29 protein-coding genes are annotated in these 20,045 nt (G+C 36.2%); 10 read left to right on the top strand and 19 right to left on the bottom strand.

The window, feature by feature from the left end; translation table 11 throughout:
• Positions 1 to 8: 8 nt before the first annotated feature.
• A complete protein-coding gene (gene accB / locus AC2CGR_RS17105) occupies positions 9 to 497 on the bottom strand; it encodes an acetyl-CoA carboxylase biotin carboxyl carrier protein (RefSeq protein WP_101164775.1) in 489 nt (162 codons plus the stop codon).
• Positions 498 to 968: 471 nt separating this feature from the next.
• Here accB and AC2CGR_RS17100 point away from each other — a divergent pair, with 471 nt between their 5' ends.
• Positions 969 to 1,163: a hypothetical protein gene (locus AC2CGR_RS17100; RefSeq protein ID WP_033678013.1), complete on the top strand. Its 195-nt coding sequence runs from the start codon at positions 969 to 971 to the stop codon at positions 1,161 to 1,163.
• A gap of 123 nt (positions 1,164 to 1,286) precedes the next feature.
• Here the strand turns inward: AC2CGR_RS17100 and AC2CGR_RS17095 are convergent, their stop codons facing one another.
• The 9 genes from AC2CGR_RS17095 to AC2CGR_RS17055 are packed head-to-tail and all read right to left on the bottom strand — an operon-like array spanning position 1,287 to position 6,808.
• Positions 1,287 to 1,943, bottom strand: a complete 657-nt coding sequence (locus tag AC2CGR_RS17095; RefSeq protein WP_270184809.1) for a SpoIIIAH-like family protein — start codon at positions 1,941 to 1,943, stop codon at positions 1,287 to 1,289.
• Between the two features lie 15 nt (positions 1,944 to 1,958).
• Positions 1,959 to 2,621, bottom strand: a complete 663-nt coding sequence (spoIIIAG, locus tag AC2CGR_RS17090; protein ID WP_270184808.1) for a stage III sporulation protein AG — start codon at positions 2,619 to 2,621, stop codon at positions 1,959 to 1,961.
• Entirely contained in the window at positions 2,611 to 3,243 is a 633-nt protein-coding gene (spoIIIAF, locus tag AC2CGR_RS17085) for a stage III sporulation protein AF (protein ID WP_001161047.1), read from the bottom strand. The genes spoIIIAG and spoIIIAF overlap by 11 nt, the downstream gene beginning before the upstream one ends.
• A 12-nt stretch (positions 3,244 to 3,255) precedes the next feature.
• Positions 3,256 to 4,428 (bottom strand): stage III sporulation protein AE, encoded by a 1,173-nt coding sequence (gene spoIIIAE / locus AC2CGR_RS17080; protein WP_000943695.1) that lies wholly within the window; start codon positions 4,426 to 4,428, stop codon positions 3,256 to 3,258.
• 10 nt (positions 4,429 to 4,438) lie between these two features.
• Positions 4,439 to 4,822, bottom strand: coding sequence for a stage III sporulation protein AD (spoIIIAD, locus tag AC2CGR_RS17075; protein WP_077317075.1), 384 nt, complete (start codon positions 4,820 to 4,822; stop codon positions 4,439 to 4,441).
• A gap of 23 nt (positions 4,823 to 4,845) precedes the next feature.
• The gene (spoIIIAC, locus tag AC2CGR_RS17070; RefSeq protein WP_000020914.1) at positions 4,846 to 5,049 is read right to left on the bottom strand and encodes a stage III sporulation protein AC; all 204 of its coding nucleotides are present in this window, start codon (positions 5,047 to 5,049) and stop codon (positions 4,846 to 4,848) included.
• A gap of 14 nt (positions 5,050 to 5,063) precedes the next feature.
• Positions 5,064 to 5,579: a stage III sporulation protein SpoIIIAB gene (gene spoIIIAB, locus AC2CGR_RS17065; protein WP_000238698.1), complete on the bottom strand. Its 516-nt coding sequence runs from the start codon at positions 5,577 to 5,579 to the stop codon at positions 5,064 to 5,066.
• On the bottom strand, positions 5,573 to 6,499 hold the full coding sequence (spoIIIAA, locus tag AC2CGR_RS17060; protein ID WP_484481014.1) for a stage III sporulation protein AA: 927 nt from the start codon (positions 6,497 to 6,499) through the stop codon (positions 5,573 to 5,575). The genes spoIIIAB and spoIIIAA overlap by 7 nt, the downstream gene beginning before the upstream one ends.
• A 27-nt stretch (positions 6,500 to 6,526) precedes the next feature.
• On the bottom strand, positions 6,527 to 6,808 hold the full coding sequence (locus AC2CGR_RS17055; RefSeq protein ID WP_000816050.1) for a YqhV family protein: 282 nt from the start codon (positions 6,806 to 6,808) through the stop codon (positions 6,527 to 6,529).
• A gap of 191 nt (positions 6,809 to 6,999) precedes the next feature.
• Between AC2CGR_RS17055 and AC2CGR_RS17050 the strand changes: the two genes are divergently transcribed.
• Positions 7,000 to 7,578: a GNAT family N-acetyltransferase gene (locus AC2CGR_RS17050; protein WP_144514143.1), complete on the top strand. Its 579-nt coding sequence runs from the start codon at positions 7,000 to 7,002 to the stop codon at positions 7,576 to 7,578.
• Positions 7,559 to 7,861: a hypothetical protein gene (locus AC2CGR_RS17045; RefSeq protein ID WP_270184806.1), complete on the top strand. Its 303-nt coding sequence runs from the start codon at positions 7,559 to 7,561 to the stop codon at positions 7,859 to 7,861. The genes AC2CGR_RS17050 and AC2CGR_RS17045 overlap by 20 nt, the downstream gene beginning before the upstream one ends.
• 38 nt (positions 7,862 to 7,899) lie before the next feature.
• Here the strand turns inward: AC2CGR_RS17045 and efp are convergent, their stop codons facing one another.
• From efp to AC2CGR_RS17025, 4 genes are read right to left on the bottom strand one after another with little or no spacing between them, the layout of a single operon-like run.
• Positions 7,900 to 8,457 carry an elongation factor P gene (efp, locus tag AC2CGR_RS17040; RefSeq protein WP_029439892.1) on the bottom strand — a complete coding sequence of 186 codons (558 nt, stop codon included), beginning with the start codon at positions 8,455 to 8,457 and terminating at the stop codon, positions 7,900 to 7,902.
• Positions 8,458 to 8,478: 21 nt separating this feature from the next.
• Positions 8,479 to 9,540: a Xaa-Pro dipeptidase gene (gene pepQ, locus AC2CGR_RS17035; protein WP_270184805.1), complete on the bottom strand. Its 1,062-nt coding sequence runs from the start codon at positions 9,538 to 9,540 to the stop codon at positions 8,479 to 8,481.
• A 4-nt stretch (positions 9,541 to 9,544) separates the two neighbouring features.
• Positions 9,545 to 9,985, bottom strand: coding sequence for a type II 3-dehydroquinate dehydratase (aroQ, locus tag AC2CGR_RS17030; protein ID WP_000757087.1), 441 nt, complete (start codon positions 9,983 to 9,985; stop codon positions 9,545 to 9,547).
• A gap of 52 nt (positions 9,986 to 10,037) precedes the next feature.
• Complete coding sequence (locus AC2CGR_RS17025) at positions 10,038 to 10,526, bottom strand: YqhR family membrane protein (protein ID WP_226640699.1); 489 nt, start codon at positions 10,524 to 10,526, stop codon at positions 10,038 to 10,040.
• 244 nt (positions 10,527 to 10,770) lie between these two features.
• Here AC2CGR_RS17025 and AC2CGR_RS17020 point away from each other — a divergent pair, with 244 nt between their 5' ends.
• Both AC2CGR_RS17020 and AC2CGR_RS17015 read left to right on the top strand, forming a co-directional pair.
• Positions 10,771 to 11,691 (top strand): DUF1385 domain-containing protein, encoded by a 921-nt coding sequence (locus tag AC2CGR_RS17020; RefSeq protein ID WP_000807116.1) that lies wholly within the window; start codon positions 10,771 to 10,773, stop codon positions 11,689 to 11,691.
• 79 nt (positions 11,692 to 11,770) lie between these two features.
• A complete protein-coding gene (locus AC2CGR_RS17015; protein WP_270184804.1) occupies positions 11,771 to 12,172 on the top strand; it encodes an SA1362 family protein in 402 nt (133 codons plus the stop codon).
• On the opposite strand, the gene AC2CGR_RS17010 is transcribed toward AC2CGR_RS17015, so the two are convergent.
• From AC2CGR_RS17010 to splB, 3 genes are all read right to left on the bottom strand, one after another.
• Positions 12,169 to 12,831, bottom strand: coding sequence for an HAD family hydrolase (locus tag AC2CGR_RS17010; protein WP_270184803.1), 663 nt, complete (start codon positions 12,829 to 12,831; stop codon positions 12,169 to 12,171). The genes AC2CGR_RS17015 and AC2CGR_RS17010 overlap by 4 nt on opposite strands.
• 53 nt (positions 12,832 to 12,884) lie before the next feature.
• Positions 12,885 to 13,313, bottom strand: coding sequence for a transcriptional regulator MntR (gene mntR / locus AC2CGR_RS17005; RefSeq protein WP_001143073.1), 429 nt, complete (start codon positions 13,311 to 13,313; stop codon positions 12,885 to 12,887).
• 144 nt (positions 13,314 to 13,457) lie between these two features.
• Entirely contained in the window at positions 13,458 to 14,483 is a 1,026-nt protein-coding gene (splB, locus tag AC2CGR_RS17000; RefSeq protein WP_333491287.1) for a spore photoproduct lyase, read from the bottom strand.
• A gap of 156 nt (positions 14,484 to 14,639) precedes the next feature.
• Between splB and AC2CGR_RS16995 the strand changes: the two genes are divergently transcribed.
• The 3 genes from AC2CGR_RS16995 to AC2CGR_RS16985 all read left to right on the top strand — a co-directional run bounded on the left by AC2CGR_RS16995 (position 14,640) and on the right by AC2CGR_RS16985 (position 16,677).
• On the top strand, positions 14,640 to 14,957 hold the full coding sequence (locus AC2CGR_RS16995; protein WP_270184801.1) for a PadR family transcriptional regulator: 318 nt from the start codon (positions 14,640 to 14,642) through the stop codon (positions 14,955 to 14,957).
• Between the two features lie 5 nt (positions 14,958 to 14,962).
• On the top strand, positions 14,963 to 15,634 hold the full coding sequence (locus AC2CGR_RS16990; RefSeq protein ID WP_270184800.1) for a DUF1129 domain-containing protein: 672 nt from the start codon (positions 14,963 to 14,965) through the stop codon (positions 15,632 to 15,634).
• A 200-nt stretch (positions 15,635 to 15,834) separates the two neighbouring features.
• Complete coding sequence (locus AC2CGR_RS16985) at positions 15,835 to 16,677, top strand: hypothetical protein (protein WP_197243923.1); 843 nt, start codon at positions 15,835 to 15,837, stop codon at positions 16,675 to 16,677.
• Positions 16,678 to 16,705: 28 nt separating this feature from the next.
• Here AC2CGR_RS16985 and AC2CGR_RS16980 read toward each other — a convergent pair whose 3' ends face one another.
• The gene (locus AC2CGR_RS16980) at positions 16,706 to 17,542 is read right to left on the bottom strand and encodes a lipoate--protein ligase family protein (RefSeq protein WP_242296082.1); all 837 of its coding nucleotides are present in this window, start codon (positions 17,540 to 17,542) and stop codon (positions 16,706 to 16,708) included.
• A 170-nt stretch (positions 17,543 to 17,712) separates the two neighbouring features.
• On the opposite strand from AC2CGR_RS16980, the gene AC2CGR_RS16975 reads away from it, so the two are divergent.
• Positions 17,713 to 18,096, top strand: coding sequence for a rhodanese-like domain-containing protein (locus AC2CGR_RS16975; protein ID WP_000108655.1), 384 nt, complete (start codon positions 17,713 to 17,715; stop codon positions 18,094 to 18,096).
• 39 nt (positions 18,097 to 18,135) lie between these two features.
• On the opposite strand, the gene AC2CGR_RS16970 is transcribed toward AC2CGR_RS16975, so the two are convergent.
• Complete coding sequence (locus AC2CGR_RS16970; RefSeq protein WP_484481076.1) at positions 18,136 to 18,672, bottom strand: DNA polymerase III subunit delta; 537 nt, start codon at positions 18,670 to 18,672, stop codon at positions 18,136 to 18,138.
• A 314-nt stretch (positions 18,673 to 18,986) separates the two neighbouring features.
• On the opposite strand from AC2CGR_RS16970, the gene AC2CGR_RS16965 reads away from it, so the two are divergent.
• Complete coding sequence (locus AC2CGR_RS16965; RefSeq protein WP_029439903.1) at positions 18,987 to 19,964, top strand: LacI family DNA-binding transcriptional regulator; 978 nt, start codon at positions 18,987 to 18,989, stop codon at positions 19,962 to 19,964.
• The last annotated feature ends 81 nt before the right edge of the window (positions 19,965 to 20,045 follow it).

Genomic DNA, 20,045 nt, shown 5'->3' with positions numbered 1-20,045 from the left:
CTCCCTTATTACGCTTTTACAAGAAATAGCGGTTGTCCATACTCAACAAGCTGTCCGTTATTAACAAGAATCTCAACAATTTCGCCATCTACATCTGCATCGATTTCGTTAAATAATTTCATAGCCTCGACAATACATACAATAGAATCTTTCGATACTCTATCCCCTACACTTACATATGGAGGTGTATCAGGAGAAGAAGATGAATAGAATGTACCTACCATTGGTGATGTAATTTTATGTAGGTTTTCATTTTGAACAGCTTTTTTCTCTTCTTGTTTTGGCACTTCCACTTGCGCTGCCGCTACTGTTGTTTCAACTTCAACAGGTGCTACTGGTTGCAGGGCTTGTTTTGCTACAGGTGCTTGCACCGCAACAACTTCATTACCACGCTTTTTCATTTTGATTGTCGTACCATCTTTTTTGTATTCAAATTCATCAATATTAGAGCTATCAATTAATTTAATTAATTCACGAACTTCTTGAATTTTAAACATGTAAAATCCACTCCCATACTCTTGTTTGTCCCGTTTTTACAGATTTCTCGTCACTAAAAACTAGATTGACTGTAAAAATACGATGTACTCTATTAGAAAATGCGTTTCATTTACTAATAGAAATAGTTACTATTTCCATCTTACGATAAATTTTTTAAACATTCCAATTTATATTTCTTTATAATAAATCGAAACTCCTGTAAAAATATTATTCCAATAAAAAATTATTACCTAGTAATAATACCAAGTTTCACACAAAATTGGCAAGACCACTTCCTAAAAAACATTTCTTACTTTTTCAAAATACTACAAAATAAACCTACCATTACCGCTCCACTCTTCACCTCATCTATAGTCAATAACATATTTTTACCAAATATTATTTTTTTGTTTACACTTCGTTCATCATTCCTTCATATAAGAATAGTATGTTCAAAGTGTAGAAAATATATCGTATCGAGGTGTGGACATATGATATGGCTCATTCTCTTCTTACCTGCCGTAATGGTCTGGGCATTCGTTCTCTTCATCCACGTCAAATCCGGAAAAAGTAATCATCGCTACCATGAACCACTAATCTTTTACTCACAACGTATTTCTCCGTTCCGAGTTGAACATAGTAAAAACAATTACAAAGACGAAACAGAAAAAAGCTATCGAAAATGATAGCTTTTTTCTGTTATTATTTTTACTCCACTGATTAAAGTTCCACTTTATCTAACTATTTTCAAACAATCCGATTCTTAAAAACTAATAATCCGCGAAGGATTTCCCCGCGGATTATTAGTTTTATTTTGTTGGTGGATCAAATTTTACACCTACATCTTTTGATCCGCCTTCACTTCTTACAAGTTGTATAATTTTATTCGCTTCTTTTTGTGAATGTTTTGCTGCTTTTACAGTTACTTTAATGTCCGTTCCATCAGCTCTTACAAGAGCATCTTTATATCCACCTTGAGATTTAATTACTGTCTCAAGTAATTCTTGTTTCGTTTCCATTGTAGTAATTGCATCAAAATTATCTTTTGCTTTACTCTTTTCTGTTGCTGAAGATTTTGCTGAATTCATCACTTCTTGTAATCTTGCTTTTTGTTCACTTCGCTGATCTTCCATTTGCATACGTAACGCTGTGAAATTTTCATCACTTGATTGAACTGTTACGTTAGCTTCTTTTTTACTTGTTTCTTTTGTGGCACTCTCTTTTTTATCTGTTTCTTTGTTTGTTTCTTTATTTGATGTTTCCTTGTTTGCATTTTCTTTTTTAGGCGTTTCTTTAGGCGCTTCGTTTGTTACTGCTTTATCAGTACCTTGTTTTTCTTGTCCAATCTTTTCACCTGTTGCTGGCGATGCTGTATTCATTTTGTCTGGAGTTGTTACGTAATACACAGATAGTACAACAACTAAACTTAACATCGTTAATAGCCAAACCGTTTGTTTTTTTAACACTTTATTTCCTCCCTATCAATTTTTCGGTGAAACTGAAACGCGATGGGCTGGCACATCTAGTAGCCGTATTACAGCTTCTTTTACCATCGCTTTAACTTGTATATTATCCACTCCCTTTGCTACGACAAGAACACCTCGCACTTTCGGTTTCTCTGTTCGTAAAACAACGGGAGTTTCTTTATCCCCTTCACGTATAATGACTGTCTTTTCATCAAGAGACTCGTCTTCTACTTTCCTCTGACCGCCTGTTTTATCTGTTTCACCTGTTGTTTGTGAACGTTTCACTGTATTTTTTTCTAATATTTTTTCCTCTGATGAATCTAAATTTACATTAATCGTTACATCTTTTACTCCTGCTATTTCTTCTAAGGCTGCTTTTAATTCTTGTTCATACGCTTTTTCATATTTTTCTACATTTGACATATTATCATTATTTTTTTGTCCAAAAGTTGGTACATCTTTTTCCTGGTTTTGAGTTTTTTGTTCTTTAAATACAGGTACGTCTTCTTTTTTACTTGAAAAAAAACTACTAGAAAACATAAGCAACATTCCAAGTATGAGTAGGACAAGTAAGAACTTAGGTGTTACCTTTTTTCCCTTCTCATTACTTTCTTTTTCATCTCCATTCAATAAGTTTCGAAAAAATGAGAACTTCGAATTTTTATCTTTATTGTCCATTTACTCTACCTGTCCTCCCTTCCATTTGAACTTGGATTTGTTTATTCTCTAGTTGCCACCTGCTTGAAAAGAAGTCTTTCATTTCTACATTCGTTTCCTCTACTTTTTTCGGTGGTTCTTTCGTATTAATTTCAACTGGTTTTACTGTTTCGATTGCATCATTTTTACTACGTTCTTTTTCTTTCAACGTCACAACAACAGATTGAATATCTTTCGCTGCCTTTACTTCCGCTGTGCTTTCCGCTGCGACTATTTGTATTTCAGAGACTGACATACCATACTGTTTCTCAAACTCTTTTCCTACTTCTTTTTTCATTTTGGTAGCCATCTCTTCTAAACTATATGCACGTGTTAGAGCTTGTATTTCTTTTTTCTTCGAATCTATTGAATTTTTTACAGATCCTTCTGCTACGTACTTCTCTTCATTAAAATTTGCGATTACTTCATTTACATCTGTTTGCAATAGTTTAAAAAGGGGCGTTAAAATTAAAACAACTAATAATAGACTTACAACGAATTTAACGTACTTTTGTAAATTAGAATTTGGAAGAATAAGATGAAGCATTGTCGCTAAGAGTAAAAAAACGATAATATTTCTAATCCACTCTGTAACAAATTGCATACCCTTCACCTCCTACCGCATCATAAGTGTAATGTTCCCCGCAGCAATAATAATTGTGATACTTAAAAAGAACATAAACGATACGATAGCTAAGCAAGCAAATACATAAATGATGCTCCGTCCAATGATATCTAAACATTGAATAATTGCTCCTCCGCCAACTGGCTGTAATACTGCTGCTGCGAACTTATAAATAAATGCGATGCAAAAAATTTGAATCGCTGGAAAAGCGACAATTAAGCATAGAATGACGAGCCCGATAATTCCGACTGTGTTTTTTAATAATCCCGACGCACTAATAACGGTATCCGCCGCCTCTGTAAACATTCTTCCTACTACGGGAATAAAGTTCCCTGTTACAAATTTAGCAGTTTTCACAGCGATTCCATCAGCAACAGCTGTTGCTGTTCCTTGTACAGATAATACCCCTAAAAAAATCGTTAAAAAGATACCGATAATCCCAACGCTAACGTTTTGCAGAAGCTTGGACAATTTCGTAACTTTATATTGATCACTCATCGTACTTACAATACTTAATATCGTTGCAAGTAATAAAAGTGGTAGAACGATATAATTCATCAAAAGCCCACTCGTATTCATTAAGAAGATGATAATCGGATGAAAAAACGATACGGATACAACACCGCCCCCTGTTGCTATAAGTGCAAGCAAGATTGGCAATAACGCTAATATGAAATCTACCATTGTTTGTATCGTTTCTCTTGCATATGTCATGACGACATAAAAGCTATTTAAAGCGAAAATAATTAGTACCATATATACAACTGCATCGGCTATTTTGCTTACGCTACTCTTTGAAAATGCAGATTGCAACGATTGCAACAATGCACTAAAAATTGTGAGCATAATGAGCGTTCCGAGTAGTTTCCCATTTGCAACAAGTTCGTGAAATAAGTACTTTAATAAACCTAGCATCCACTCTTTTATAGAGATTTCCTTTTCTCCCTTTACAAACTCCATAAAGCTACCTTTTTGACTCTCTGGTAAATAGCCTCCATATTTTGTAACAAGCCCGTCCCAAAATTGCTTCACATCTTCAATTCCGAGCTTATCCAATTGTTGATCAACGACGTTTGTTTCTACAGGAGAAGCTTGTACAACAACCGGTAAAGAAAAGAAAAGGAAGCAAGCAAATAGCAGCTTAGCTCCAAACCCCCTCAACATTCACTCCCCCTTATCCCGTCGGTAAAAATCCGAGAATAGTTTCAATTACAACCGTCAAAATAGGGATCGCCATAACGAGAATTAAAATCTTTCCAGCTAATTCAATTTTCGAAGCGATTGCCCCCTGCCCTGCATCCTTTGTAATTTGCGCTCCAAACTCAGCAATATAAGCAATTCCAATAATTTTTAGCAACGTTTCTACATATACGTTGCTAACTTTCGCTTCACTCGCTACTCTCTCAATCATTTGTAAAATAGCGTGAATTTGATCGATTAATAGAAGGAACATTACGCTACCTACGAACACAATAAATAATGACGTAATGCTAGATTTATGCTGATTTAATACAGCTGCTAAAAACGTAGCAACGAGGCCTAATCCGACAATTTGTATAATTTCGATTCGAACCGCCCCCTTTACTGGAAGAGAAAGACACTTTTAATCTTGTCGAATAGCGTATTAATTAAAAATGCGACATGAAATAAAATAACGACAAAACCGACAAGGATAACCCAATTTGCAATATCCTCACGCTTTAATTCTTTTAGTACAGTATGAATGAAAGCTAAAACAATGCCGATTCCGGCGATTTGAAATATTAATCCAACATCAATGGACATCGCCTTTCTCCCTCCTATAGCAGTAAAATTACGATAAGTAGCCCCGCTAGTACTCCTAAGCTCTTAATCATCTTTTCATATTGCATTTGTAATACTTTCGCCTCTTCTTCTTCTCTCTCTAAATGTGTAATACATAAGCGAATATGCTTTTGCTGTGATTCACGATCATGTTGTCCAAGCGTTTCACCAAATTGCTGCAAAATCTCATACTCAGTTTGTTGAAATGCTGTTAGCTTCCAATTTTCTTTCAAACTATCTATCCAAGCTTCTCTTACTGTTTGTTCTCCGCTTTCTAGCCTGCTAGCGAAACTTTGAAATATCCAATTTAACGGCTTCGGCATTTGTTTTACTAATCGCTCAGCGGCTTCAGACAAAGGTGTATGCCCGTACATAATTTCTGCCTCTAGTGATTGAAGTGCCGCTTTTAATAATCTAAGTTGCCTTGGCCTCTCACTATATCTTTTAGCGTATGAAAACCCGAAGAAGGTGCTGACCGCAACGATTAACACTGCACCAAATATCTTTACCATACGCCCTCAGCCTTTCTATGAGGTAATACCGATTTTCCATTCTTATCTTTCACTTGCATAACTGTTCCTGGCCCTCTTGCTTTTGACAATTCCACAAACCTATCAAAAACGCCGAGCTCTAGCACTGCCTTTAATGATGGGCGTTTCACAACATCATCATAAGAAAATCCATGCGCGCTTATAAAAAGCTGAACCCCTGCATGTACTGCCTCCATAATTGCTTCACTATCTTCTTTACGACCAATTTCATCCACAATTAATATATCTGGGCTCATAGAACGAATCATCATCATCATTCCTTCAGCTTTTGGACATGCGTCTAACACATCTACTCGTGTGCCAAAGTCATACTGCGGGATGCCTTTCACGCAGCCAGCAATTTCTGACCGTTCATCAACGATCCCTACTTTACACGAAGGTATTTTCGAAGCACTTACACCTTGACTCATGCAACGTGCTACATCTCTTAAAAGTGTTGTTTTCCCCGTTTGCGGCGGCCCAATTACCATCGTGTTTAACCATCGTGATTCATACAAATATGGCAAAAGCGGTTCAGCAATCCCTATTTTTTGACGAGCAATACGAATATTAAAGGAAGAGACATCACGAATCATTTTCACTGCGCTTTTTTCTGTAATGACTTTTCCTGCTAACCCGATTCTATGCCCCCCGCGAAGCGTCACATACCCACGTTTTAATTCCTCTTCCATCGTATAAATTGAGAATTGACTTAACTTATTCAACAAGTAAATAGCATCCTCTGCAGTAGTGATATAGTCATAAAAAAACACCTTTCCGTGTGCAATACACTCTAGCGGTCTTCCAATTCGAACACGAATTTCCTCTAAAGCATCGTATTGCTCACATTCTTCAATTAAGTACTTCATCGTTTTTGGTAAAACTTCTAATACCTCTTTCATCGGCTTCTCCCCACTATACTCGACTTACTATTTCAGTAATGCGATAAAAATACAGCAAATTCCAAGCGCTAGAAAAAAGAGCTTCAAGAAAGAAATTTCACTTGCTACACTCGCTATCCCAATTGTCATTGTTAAAATTAATACAGTAGGTCCAACAAACGCTAACATACCATTTATAAACAACGCTTTCTTCGCATCATTCACATAAAGCATAAGCAAAGCAGCAAATATCTCCGCACTACCTGAAAATAATCGAAGTGCCCCCATAACAAGCACGGATGTTTCCATTGCCGCTAGCCACTGTTTCATTCTTCCACCTTCTCCCGTAACAGTTACTAACTTCGTATTCTAAAAAAGAATATATTTGTACAACCATATGCAGAGGTTGTCTATTTCAGAAGTAAAAACATAATTTTTCTCTAAAGTCTGAATTAAAATCTGAATATTCATATTATTACACGGTATATTATGGTGTATTTAGTTTAAAAGGGGTTTAAACCATGCAGCACGTCACTTTATTACCACTAGATTTATGCTATACAAATATGATTTTCGAGCTATCAAGTGATCCACATATAAAAAATGCATTGGGGATAACGGTAGAAAACATCGAAGACACGAAAACATTTCTTCTTTTTGCAATAGAAGAAGAGCGTCAAAAGAAATCCTTATCGAGAATGATTGTGAATGAAGAAAATGAAATAATTGGCCTCACCACACTTAAACATATTAATAATGAGAAAAAGCAATCTCACATTGGTAGTTGGCTCGGCTATCCGTACTGGGGAAAAGGCTATAACGAGGCTGCTAAAAAAGAAATCTTTAAAATCGCCTTTTTAGACTTACAACTTTCCTACGTATTTGCTGGTGCTAAAACGAATAATATTCGCTCTTTAAAAGCACAAGAAAAACTACCTTATATTTCATTGCATGTGGAAAACAAGTTTCCAGACGAACACGCTGCACTAGAGAAAGAAGTAAAGTCACCTTGCTCTCTGCACGTTGTGTCACGTGAAAATTTTTTAAACTGGTTGAAATTACAGAATGAGGAGGCAAAATATGAAGGTATTGAAAGTTAGTTTAACAGTTGTAGTAGAATTAGCTCTTATTTATCTTTTTTCATTATTGGTCGGTTGGTCATTTATGGAGGCCTTTTTCCTTGGTAGTTTAGCGATATTCGGGGCAATTTGGCTCATTGCTTTAAATATAAACCAAAATAACAACATTGATCACACTATATATAAAACAGGTACGGTAAAACCTTTTCAAATGACATGGAGTCCTTACACAACAGGTGCTGCTAGTCTTACAGCTTTCAGTTTTATAATAACCACTATTTATTATCTGCCCTATTTCCTATAAATAAAAAAGCACTCGTGATAATCACGAGTGCTTTTTTACTATGCACGAGAAACGTATTTACCTTCACCAGTGTTGATGATAAGCATTTCGCCTTCGTTAATGAAGATTGGTACTTGTACAACAAGACCAGTTTCTAATGTAGCTGGTTTTGTTACGTTAGAAGCAGTATCACCTTTAATACCTGGCTCTGTTTCTGTAACTTGTAATTCAACTGTGTTTGGAAGTTCAACACCAAGTACTTCGCCTTGGTAAGTCATAATAGATACTTCCATGTTTTCTTTTAGGAATTTAAGCTCGCGCTCGATTTGATTTTCACCAAGTTCGATTTGCTCATAAGTTCCGTTATCCATAAATACGTGAGCCTCACCGCTTGCGTATAAGTATTGCATACGACGGTTTTCGATGTGTGCTTTTTCTACTTTCTCACCTGCACGGAATGTTTTCTCTTGAACAGAACCTGTGCGAAGGTTACGTAGTTTAGAACGAACGAATGCAGCACCTTTACCTGGCTTTACGTGTTGGAAATCAAGTACTTGCCAAAGGCTATTATCCACTGAAATTGTTAAACCTGTACGAAAATCGTTTACTGAAATCATGTAAAAAAATCCTCCTGTGTATTACAAAATAATAAGTTCTTTTGGTGATTTCGTAATTACTTCATTACCTTCACTTGTTACAATGATATCATCTTCAATACGTACGCCGCCAATACCTGGAATATAAATACCTGGTTCTACTGTTACAGCCATACCTGGTTCAAGTACTGTATCAGAACGGAACGCTAAACCTGGTGCTTCATGGATTTCAAGACCAATTCCATGACCAGTAGAGTGTCCGAAGTATTCACCGTATCCTTTTTCCGTTATGTAATCGCGCGTTAACGCATCCGCTTCACGGCCTGTTAAACCAGCTTTAATACCGTTCACACCACGTAATTGTGCTTCTAAAACGATATTATAAATTTCTTTCAATTTATCAGATGGTTCACCAACTGCGATCGTACGAGTAATATCAGAGCAATACCCTTTGTAATAAGCGCCGAAGTCTAATGTAACGAAATCTCCTGTTTCTATCACTTTTTCAGATGCCACGCCGTGCGGTAATGCCGAACGAAGACCTGAAGCAACGATAATATCAAACGAAGAAGATGTTGCTCCTTGTTTTCTCATGAAAAATTCAAGTTCATTTGACACTTCAATTTCAGATACTCCCGGGCGAATGAATGATAGAATATGTTCAAAGGCAGCATCTGCAATCTGTGCAGCTTCCTTTAATATCTTAATCTCTGAATCAGTCTTTATCAAGCGTAACTTTTCTACAAGCCCAGAAGTTGGGATAAATTCAGCATCGATCGCTTCTTTATGAGCTGAATAAGAACTATATGTAAGAGTATCTTGCTCAAAGCCAAGCTTTTGAATTCCTAATTCTTTCACTTGCTTTGCAACTTCATCAATGATTAATCCTGCATGCTGTACAATCTCGTATCCGACAGCTTGTTTACTAGCCTGCTCTACGTAACGGAAATCTGTAATAAAATGAGCACGATTTTTCGAAATCAGTACAACACCGGCTGTTCCTGTAAAGTTAGCCATATATCTACGACTATGTTCATTTGTTAACAAAATACCGTCAATACCAGCCTCATCAAATGCACTTCTTAATCTTTCGATTTTCTCCATTACTTTATGCCTCCCTCAATTTCTCCATTAATGCAAATAACGCTAACTTATAGCCATAAAAACCAAATCCAACAATTTGTCCCGCACAAACAGCTGCCGTCACAGATTCGTGACGGAACGACTCACGCTGGTGAATGTTAGAAATATGTACTTCAATAACAGGAATCGAAATGCTCGCAATTGCATCTCGAATCGCATAGCTATAATGCGTAAATGCTCCAGGATTTAAAATGATCCCTTCATATATATCTTCCGCCTCATGAATACGATCGATAATCGCACCTTCATGATTCGATTGGAAACATTCTAATTCCACTCCCATTGTTTCTGCCTCTTGCTTCATATCTGCTTCAAGTGTCGCTAGCGTGCCCTTTCCATATACATTTACCTCCCTGACACCGAGGCGATTTAGGTTAGGACCGTTTACGAGGAGTACCTTTTTCATATGCTTAAAACTCCTTAGTATTAAATGTCTATACAACATTTTAACATAGGAGTTACTTATTTGAATAGTTTGTCTTCTCTCCCCCTTCTCGCTCGGCCTTATTGGTATTTACTGCGTAAGAAACAGAGTATGCTATAAATACACCATACAATATAAAAATGCATATCGTCGTAACAATTGTTTCTTTCGGTAAATGGAGTGCACTTTTAATAGCAGGCGCTATTAACCCCATTCCGAAAAATAATAACGCCCACCAAAATAAACCATAAATCATCCCTGGAAGAATTCCTTCAAATTTTGCCAAAAACGCTTTATATAAAAAGGCAATTAAAATCGAAAGTAGTCCCATACAAACAATTCCTGACACATTGCCCCATACCCCTTCTTTCCAGTTTCCAAAGGCAAATGGTAAAAGTAAATAGTTCGGTCCGGCTTCTGTAAATGAAAATATATGAAGGAAATACCATATTCCTCCCCAAAAGAGTCCACCAAATAAACCAATTTGTACAAAATTCCTTGTTCCTAATTGTTCTTGACTCACATCGACACCTCCGCTCAATAGTATGCCCGAAACTATTTTGAACCATGTTTAAATACTGCGAAATTTGTCTATAAAAAGAATAAGAAATGTCCGACTCTCGTAACATTTTTCCTTGTCATATACTTGTATTTGTCGATAAAATAAAGGAAACTCGGTGATTGTCTTATTTCAAAATGACAGAACCCAGTATGACAATTGCCTCTTTTTCTACATAAGAGAGAAACAAATACAGGTTGGTGTTAACATGGCAGAAGAGTCAAAACAAATATATGGCGGGCAAGCAGTCATAGAAGGAGTTATGTTTGGCGGTAGAGAATATACTGTTACAGCGGTTCGTCGTAAAGATAAATCGATTGAATTTTATCGATTACCACGCGTTCGTAATAAAGCATTATCTATCCTAAAAAAAATTCCATTTTTACGAGGGATTGCCGCTATTGTGGATGCAAGCGCGAACGGGGCAAAACATTTAAACTTTGCTTCAGAACGATTTGATGTCCACCCCGAAGAAGACGAACAAATCGCAAATAACAAAGAAGAACAATCGAAATTAACGATGGTATTAGGAGTTGCAGCAGTTGGTGTTTTATCTTTCATATTTGGTAAAGTCATTTTCACAGCAGTTCCTGCACTACTAGCTGAATTAACGAGACCGATTTTCCCCTCTCATACAGGGCAAATCATTGTCGAAAGTGTCATTAAGCTCATGCTATTATTGAGCTATATATACTTTATTTCTTTAACCCCACTTATTAAGCGGGTATTTCAGTACCATGGTGCGGAGCATAAAGTAATTAATGCCTATGAGAATAATCTTCCAATGACTGTAGAAAATGTGCAAAAACAAACTCGCCTTCATTATCGTTGTGGCAGTAGCTTTATTATATTTACAGTCATTATTGGAATGTTTGTTTATTTCCTTGTCCCTACTGATCCACTTTGGGCCAGAGTCGTAAACCGAATTTTATTAATTCCAGTCGTTCTCGGCATTTCTTTTGAGGTGTTACAATTTACCAATCGATTACGCGACATTCCAGTATTACGCATACTTGGATATCCGGGATTGTGGCTACAACTATTAACAACGAAAGAACCAACAGATGATCAAGTGGAAGTAGCCATTGCATCGTTTGAAGAATTATTACGTTTAGAAAACAAACAATAATTATTTAAAAATGGTGTTCAACTCCTTTCCTCATCGTTAATATACTATTTTTAATATATGTTTTTAGGAGGTGTTCCTTATGAACGGTCGTTCGTTTACTTTCGCTATATTTGTGCTTATTATCGGATTAGCAATATTCGGCCTTGTTTCATCTGTCATTACAAATCCAATGGGAGTGTTAAGAAATATCGGTATCATGTTGGCTGTCGTTGGTATCTTTTATTTACTCTACAAAATGTTTACAAACTCTAGTGGTTCTGCAAATTCGCAAAGCTCTTATAAGCGTGCTGCAAAACAATCGAACCGCAAACATGGGAAACAAAATGTAGCACCCCTAAGCAATTCTTTCTTTAAATCAAACGCTTCTAATGACAAAGGGAAAAAAGGCACTCCTTCCACTTTGAAGCGTAAAAGAAAACAATCTCATTTAACTGTCATTGAAGGTAAAAAGACAAAAAAGAAAGACCGTGCTTCCTTTTAGGAAATACGGTCTTTTTTTATACTTTGAAGCACTTCTTTCAAACTTTTATCTTTCATACTTTCAATTCGAAGGTGATGATTTTCAAAGGGTAAATTCCGTGTTACATCATTCGGTACAACAACGCACGTTAACCCTGCCGCAATCGCTGCTTTCAATCCGTTTAATGAATCCTCAAATACAACAGCTTCAGACGGATCAATCCCTAAATCTTCTATCGCAATTTGATAAAGTGCTGGATCTGGTTTTACCTTTTCAACATCTTCTCTCGTTTTAATGACTTCAAAATAATCTCGAATTTGTAGCTCTTCCAAAAAAGGAATAACCCATTCTCTAGATGAACTAGAAGCTAATGCGATTTTCAATCCCATTTCTTTCGCTTCCTCTAAATATTCTTTTACACCGTCACGAGCTTCTGTTATTTTCATTTTCTCTTTATGTAAAGTTTTCACTTTTTCTTTTAATACATGCTTGTTAAACTTCTCTTTTAATTGCTCATTTAAATATGCATATAGTACATCATCTGTCGTTCCAATACATTTTGCAAATTCCTCTAAAGGTAACTCCCCGCCATACTCACGAACGGCTTCTCTGAAAGAGTGAAACCATATTGTTTCTGTGTCCACAATTAATCCATCAAAATCAAAAATAATTGCTTTCATAATTCTCCCATCCTTTACAGTTGAAATAAAAAAGGAAACGACATACGTTCCCCTTAATTACTTTTCTCTTCATTTGCTTTTTGAACACCGCGAAGAGTTTCCACTCGAACCTCATCTTGTTCAAAGTATTGCACTAAATCACCAATGCGGTCAATTGCTTCCCAGCTTAAATGATGTTCAATTCCTTCTACATCATTGTAAATTTTACTTTCATCCACACCGATAATACGCATAAATTGCTCTAGCAAGTCATGACGGTATACGAGACGTTCTCCGATTTTTTTACCTTTTGATGTTAATACAAGCCCTCTATATTTTTCATAAATTAGATATTCATCTTTGTCTAATTTTTGCACCATTTTTGTTACAGAGGATGGATGTACACTCAGCGCTTCAGCAATATCAGATACGCGGGCATAACCCTTTTCATCAATCAACAAATAAATTTGTTCAATATAATCTTCCATACTAGGGGTAGGCATCGGTTTCCTCCATCCAATTTCATTTTGCTCATTCCGTACGAAGCAATCAATAAAATGATACACCAGAAAGAATAACGTGACAAGTTGAAAACAAGCCTAAATATATAAAACAAAAAAGAATCTGTATTTGTATACAGACTCCTCTTAAGTAAAGTATTGTATTTCTGCATCAGGAAAAAACTCATGTATATAACCTCTTATTGTTTCTTCCAATACTTCTGCATCATCTTTTTTATATACGTATTTCCCGATTCCGTATCGTCCCCATTTATATTTACGCTTCTCTTCATCCATTTCAAGTTTCGTTTTCGGATAACGCTCTTGAATGACCTTTTTTGCCGGTTTTGTAAAGCGATGTTGAATTAATTCAAACGTTAAATTCGGTATCGACACATCTTTTAGTGCATTGTACAGTCGTTCAAATAATTCACGGTATCCTTCTTCCCATCCTTCATGCATATAAAGTGGCGCAACTATAAAACCAAGTGGATAACCAGCGCCTGCTACTTTACGTGCTGCTTCAATACGCCCTTCAAAGGGTGATGTCCCCGGCTCAAAATTTTTAATCACATACCGTGAATTAATACTAAACCTGAAACGAGTTTTCCCGTTATGTTTTGCATCTAACAAATGATCAACGTGCGAATATTTCGTAACGAAGCGTAAACGCCCATGCTCACTTTCTCCAATAAATTCGATTGCCCGCTTTAATGCATGTGTTAAATGATCAATCCCAACGATATCTGATGTACAAGCAGCTTCAAATCTTGTTATGTCAGGTGCTCTTTCATCCATATATTGCTGTGCCTTCTCAAATATTTCATCAAGATTCACATACACACGAACGTAAGGCTTACTTCCAAGTGTCGTTTGCAAATAGCAATAATGACAATGTCCCATACACCCTGTTGCAAGCGGAATTGCATATTCAGCTGACGGCTTTGACGTATCAAACTTTAATGTCTTCCTCACCCCAACGACAAGCGTTGCCTTTGCATTGCGATACTTTTGCAAATCATTTTCACCTGGCAAATTTCTAATTTGATTATGGGATGTCGTTTCACGAATTTCTAATCCCATCTTCGTAAACCTCTCATACAGCTCTTTTCCAAGTGGATATTCAAGTGCCTTCGGTTCAAAGTAAACGAGTTTTGGCATAAACGGTTTCATATACTTCCCTCCTCTCGTTAGTATGAGGAACGTGGAAAAATTAAAACGCATTAAAGTTTTCCACCTCAGTAACTTGCGTTGCAAGTTACTGAATGTTATAATTTGGATAACAGCTACCTTGCACAGCAAGTTACCTGAGTAAAAGGTGGTGAAATCATGCACAGCCAAATGTTAAAAGGTGTACTCGAAGGTTGCATCCTATACATCATTTCACAAGAAGAGGTGTACGGATATGAACTGAGTGCAAAATTAAATAAACACGGATTTACATTCGTAAGCGAAGGAAGCATATATCCGTTATTGTTACGTATGCAAAAAGAAAAATTGATTGAAGGAACATTAAAAGCCTCCTCACTTGGTCCAAAACGTAAATATTATCACATAACCGATAAAGGATTAGAGCAGCTTGAAGAGTTTAAACAAAGCTGGGGAATGGTTTCAACAACGGTGAACAATTTATTACAGGGGGAGTGATGAGGATGAATGCACAAGACATGATTAAATTGAACAACAAACAACGCGAACTTCTAACACCTGAAAATGAAGTTGCTTATAGCGATATGCTAGTTTATCTTCGTTTATCTAACGTGCCAGAGCAACAAGTAGAAGAACTATTACTAGAAATATTAGACCATCTCATTGAAGCACAAGCAGAAAATAAAAATGCTTATGACATTTTTGGTGATGACTTACAATCTTATTGTGATGAACTCATATCGTCTTTGCCGGTTCAAACAATGTTAGAAAAAACTTCTTTAATCGGCTTTGTTATTAGCTTACTTCTCGCTATACAGTTTGGAATAGATACCATTGCTTCTCTTTTCATTTTCTTTTTTGAAAAGAATACCGAAATAATAAGTCCACCTTTTAGTATCCTTGGAACTACTTTGTCTGTTTCAATAATTATACTAGGTATACTATTCATTTTATATTTATTAAAGCGGTACTCCTTTGATCAGAAAATGAATTGGAAAAGAAGAATTCTATTTGGATTCGCATTTGCTACCCCATTTTGTTCCGCTATATTCTTAAATATTTATTTTAAAAAACAACCTTATCTCATTTATCATCTAACCTTTTGGCAAAACGCTTTAATCGCTATCCTATTTTATGCTTTATATAAATTCCTATATACAAAATCTAAATTTTAACAGCCCTTCAAAAGGCTGTTTTTCTTCTGTCTAATTTTACAAATTGAAAAATTTCATAAAGAAAATAAGAAAAATGCAAAATAATTAAAGTTAATTGTTGACGTGATGCTTTTATTATCGGTATCATAAATCTTCGTGAGCAATTATTTTTCGTTATACGATTTTTTTATTATTACTGAATTTTTGAGAGGAGAAATTAGATGTCAGTTAAGAAGAAAACGCAAGTACGCACCGGCAAAATGGTACGTGAACTAATGTTAGCAGACGAAGATGTAAATGCTTCGCTAATTATGGTATATAGTGAAAACGGTGTAAACGCAGAAATTAAAATCGAGGGCTTAACGCCGAAATGTAACGAAGAATTATTTTTGAGCGGAAACGTGGATTGGAACAAGAGTGTTATTTATAAAATTGTTGATTTCACTGGAAACGCTGAAGTTGGTAAAGTTACATTAACAGCGATGAACAAAAATAATGTTTCTCTAGAAATAGAACGCGTTATGTGGAGTAAAGAAAATAAAGAGGCTGCTGAACAAGAAGAAACAGTTGTAGAAGCTACTCCGAAAAAAGAAGTAGTGGTAGAAGCTCCAAAAGCAGTTGCACCTGCTCCAAAGCCTGTTACACGTGTGGAAACACCTGCTACAGCACCTAAACCTACTCCGGCACCGACACCGAAGCCAGTAAGTGTAGAAGCAGCTGTAGAATTATCTACTCCAGCACCTGTGAAACGAGAAGTACCAACTCCAGTTACAAAGCAAGAGACAGCACCGGTCGCGCCTGCAAAACCGAAGCAACCTGCTTTGACTGAAACAAATTCAAAACTACAAGAAAATTATGTGAAACTCGTGAAAAAGACAATTGAAGTTTGTCAAGATTACGAGCTTGGCATCGACATAGATGATTCTATTGAAAGCTTAAAAGAAGAACTACAAAGCCAAGGTATTAGCGTTACATTTGACAAAGAAATTATGGACGTTGTCAATCGCCTTCGTTCTTTACAAGATAAAGGAATCAAAGTAGAAAAAGTACTTAATTTACTATAAAAAAATAAGAGGCGGCAATTGCCACCTCTTATTTTTTATAATTCCATTCTTTACTTTCATACTTTTCTTTTGCTAATGTTTGCACTTCCTGTAATTGTTCTTCCGTTAATTCATACGGAACAAGCTCTACATCTAATCCTTTTTCAAACCCAACCTCAAACGCTTTAATTAACTGCTCGATTGTAAACGTACGGTCTGTTAATTCATTAATTGCTACCGCTTTAGAAGAGAACATACTCTTCATACGTTCTTTTACACGTTCATTCGGGAATAAAAACAAATCATATAACTCATCTAAATCTATTTCTAACGGAATCGACCCGTGCTGTAAAATAACACCTTTTTGACGTGTTTGCGCACTACCTGCGATTTTTCTTCCTTCAACTACAATTTCATACCAAGACGGCGCATCAAAACATACGCCTGAGCGTGGATTTTTTAAATTTTCACGATCTGCTTCTGTTTTTGGAACTGCATAATACGCTTCTAACCCTAATGCTTTAAAACCATCTAGTAAACCTTGCGAAATAACACGATACGCTTCTGTAACTGTTTTTGGCATATTCGGATGATCTTCAGACACAATAACACTGTACGTTAATTCTTTATCATGTAGTACACCCCTACCGCCTGTTTGACGACGAACGAAGCCATATTTCTTTTCGTTAACTACATCCATATTAATATCTTTTTCAACACGTTGGAAATACCCGACTGTTAATGTTGGTACTTCCCATTCGTAAAAACGAATGGTTGGTGGCATTTTCTTTTCACTTTGCCAATTTAATAAACATTCATCTAACGCCATATTAAATGCCGGTGAACATTGACCAGAGTTAATATAACACCATTTTTCTTTTCCCATCCTGCACCTCATATAACCAATTATTTTTCACATTCTCTAGTCTACCAAATTCGACAAAATTTGTGAAAGAATACGAAATTTCTTCTTATATACAAATGAATCTGTTGCATAAATACATACGGGCATTATAATATTGAAAGTAGGATAAGAAAAAAGGGAGCGATAGAATCGTGTCAACAACTTGGATTATTTTATTAGCCGTAATCGTAGCGTTCATCGGTTACACTGTATGGATGTATTTCTATCAGAAAAAATTAATTACAACACTTTCAGAAGAAGAGTTTCGCGCTGGCTACCGTAAAGCACAGCTTATCGATATTCGCGAAGCAGACGAATATACTGCAGGGCATATTTTAGGCGCACGTAACATTCCGTTATCACAAATTCGCCTTCGTCATAAAGAACTTCGTAAAGATCAACCAGTTTACTTATACTGTCAAAGCGGATTCCGTACTGGTCGTGCGGCTCAATACTTAAAGAAACAAGGCTACAAAGATTTCTACCAATTACAAGGTGGATTCAAAACGTGGACTGGAAAAATTAAAAAGAAATAATAACATACAAAAACTAGCTGAATGATTCAGCTAGTTTTTTCATTCCATATTATTTGCAATGTATACTAAATTTTTCTTAATCACATCTTGATCATTTTCTTGTGCATTACGATACAGCAGCTGATATTCAAGTCCTTTCTCTTTCCATATAAGTGCAGCAAATTCATCTCCTCGCTCAGAGCCATCCTTATTTTTAAAATAAGCGAATGCTCCATTATTCAATTTCATTTGTTCTTGAAATCGCTTCTCTTCCACAAGATCCGGAAAACTATAAGGAAAGTTCGCAACATTTAACTCAATATAATCATTTCTACCTGACTCCTGCTGTTTATATTTAATCATTAAGACAGCGTTCTTTTTTCCAATCGTTCTGACTTCCCCCTTCACATCACTCGTAATGTCATACGGTAAAAACGCCGGAACTTTAAATTTCACTGGAAAATATTTCGAAAGCTCTTTCAGCGGAATTGGATCCGTAACACGATCCATAGCTCCCCCTGTTGTTCCCACAAAGTGTTTTTCTTCTTGCATCGTTTGCTGAAACGAACATGAACTTAGCACTAGACTAGAAAACACGAAACAAATGATTCCTTTTTTCAATTTGTTTCCGCCCTTTCATACCGCTATCTTTATGAATCAAGTGTTTATATGCTATTCATATTCGCCTTATTAACAAACTCCCCCTTTGAAAACTTTCCACGTTATTCTCACACATTTTGACAAAACCTTTTTACAAACCAAAAAGACCCCTATCATTCTTACGCCCAAGTGAAAAGGTTACGCGAATAAAAAGAAGCCTTATTAATAACATAGTTTGTGAAAAGCTTTTCAGGTCAAGATTTTTTCATTCTTATTATTTTCCCTTTATAATAAGGAGAGAGGTGATACATATGGCCAATATAAAACAAATTGCAAAAACCGCTGGTGTATCCATATCAACTGTTTCTCGCGTCCTGAATAATCACCCTTACGTAAAAGAAGAAAAACGTAAGCGTGTTCTAGATGCTGTTGAAGAATTGAACTATGCCAAAAATATAAATGCTATTCATTTAATAAAGGGAAAAACATATACGATCGGTGTTATGCTCCCTTTCATTAACCTTCCATACTTCAGTACCATTATTGAAGGAATCGGCAACGAAGCGTTAGCAGCTGGATATCACATTAATTTATGTCAAACGAATTACGATAGTATCGAAGAAATTCGTGTTCTTGAAATGATGAAAATGAAACAATTCGACGGGATGATTATTTGCTCTCGAACGAGTTCATGGGAACAAATTGAACCTTTCGCAAAATTTGCTCCTATTATTTCATGCGAAAAAATGAAACACCCCCTCATTTCATCTGTCTACGTAGATCATTATGAAGGCTTCCGTCTCGGCACCGCCTATTTACTCAATAAAGGCCATGAAAAAATCGGGATTTGTTTAGCAAGAAAAACAAGTGTAAATTCCATGGAACGTGAAAAAGCGTTTGCTGATACACTTCGTAACGAAGGCAAAACGTTACATCCCGAATGGATTTTTCATCAATGCTATACAATGCAAGACGGTGCACAAATACTCCATCGTATTTTAAACATGAAAAATCGTCCAACCGCTATTTTTACAGCGAACGATCAAGTTGCAGCTGGTTTATTAACAGAGGCTCGAAAACAAGGTCTTCGAGTACCCGAAGACCTTGCTATCCTTGGATTTGATAATCATGAAATTTCAAAGGCGTTAGAAATTTCAACAATTGAACATCCCGGTCTCGAAATGGGCTCACATGCGTTTTCTTTATTCCATAAACAAATCCAAAGTGAGCAAATTATCGGGAACGCAAAAGAGCTTTCATTCCATTTAATTGAGCGAGATACTGTCTAAAAGGAGCGTTACCTATAGCGCTCTTTTTCGGCTCTTCATCTATTGACTTTATATTTTTACTCGCATATAATGAACCTAACG

The organism is Bacillus sp. LSHTCR4, from assembly GCF_057197025.1.
This window is presented reverse-complemented; position numbering and strand designations above follow the sequence as displayed.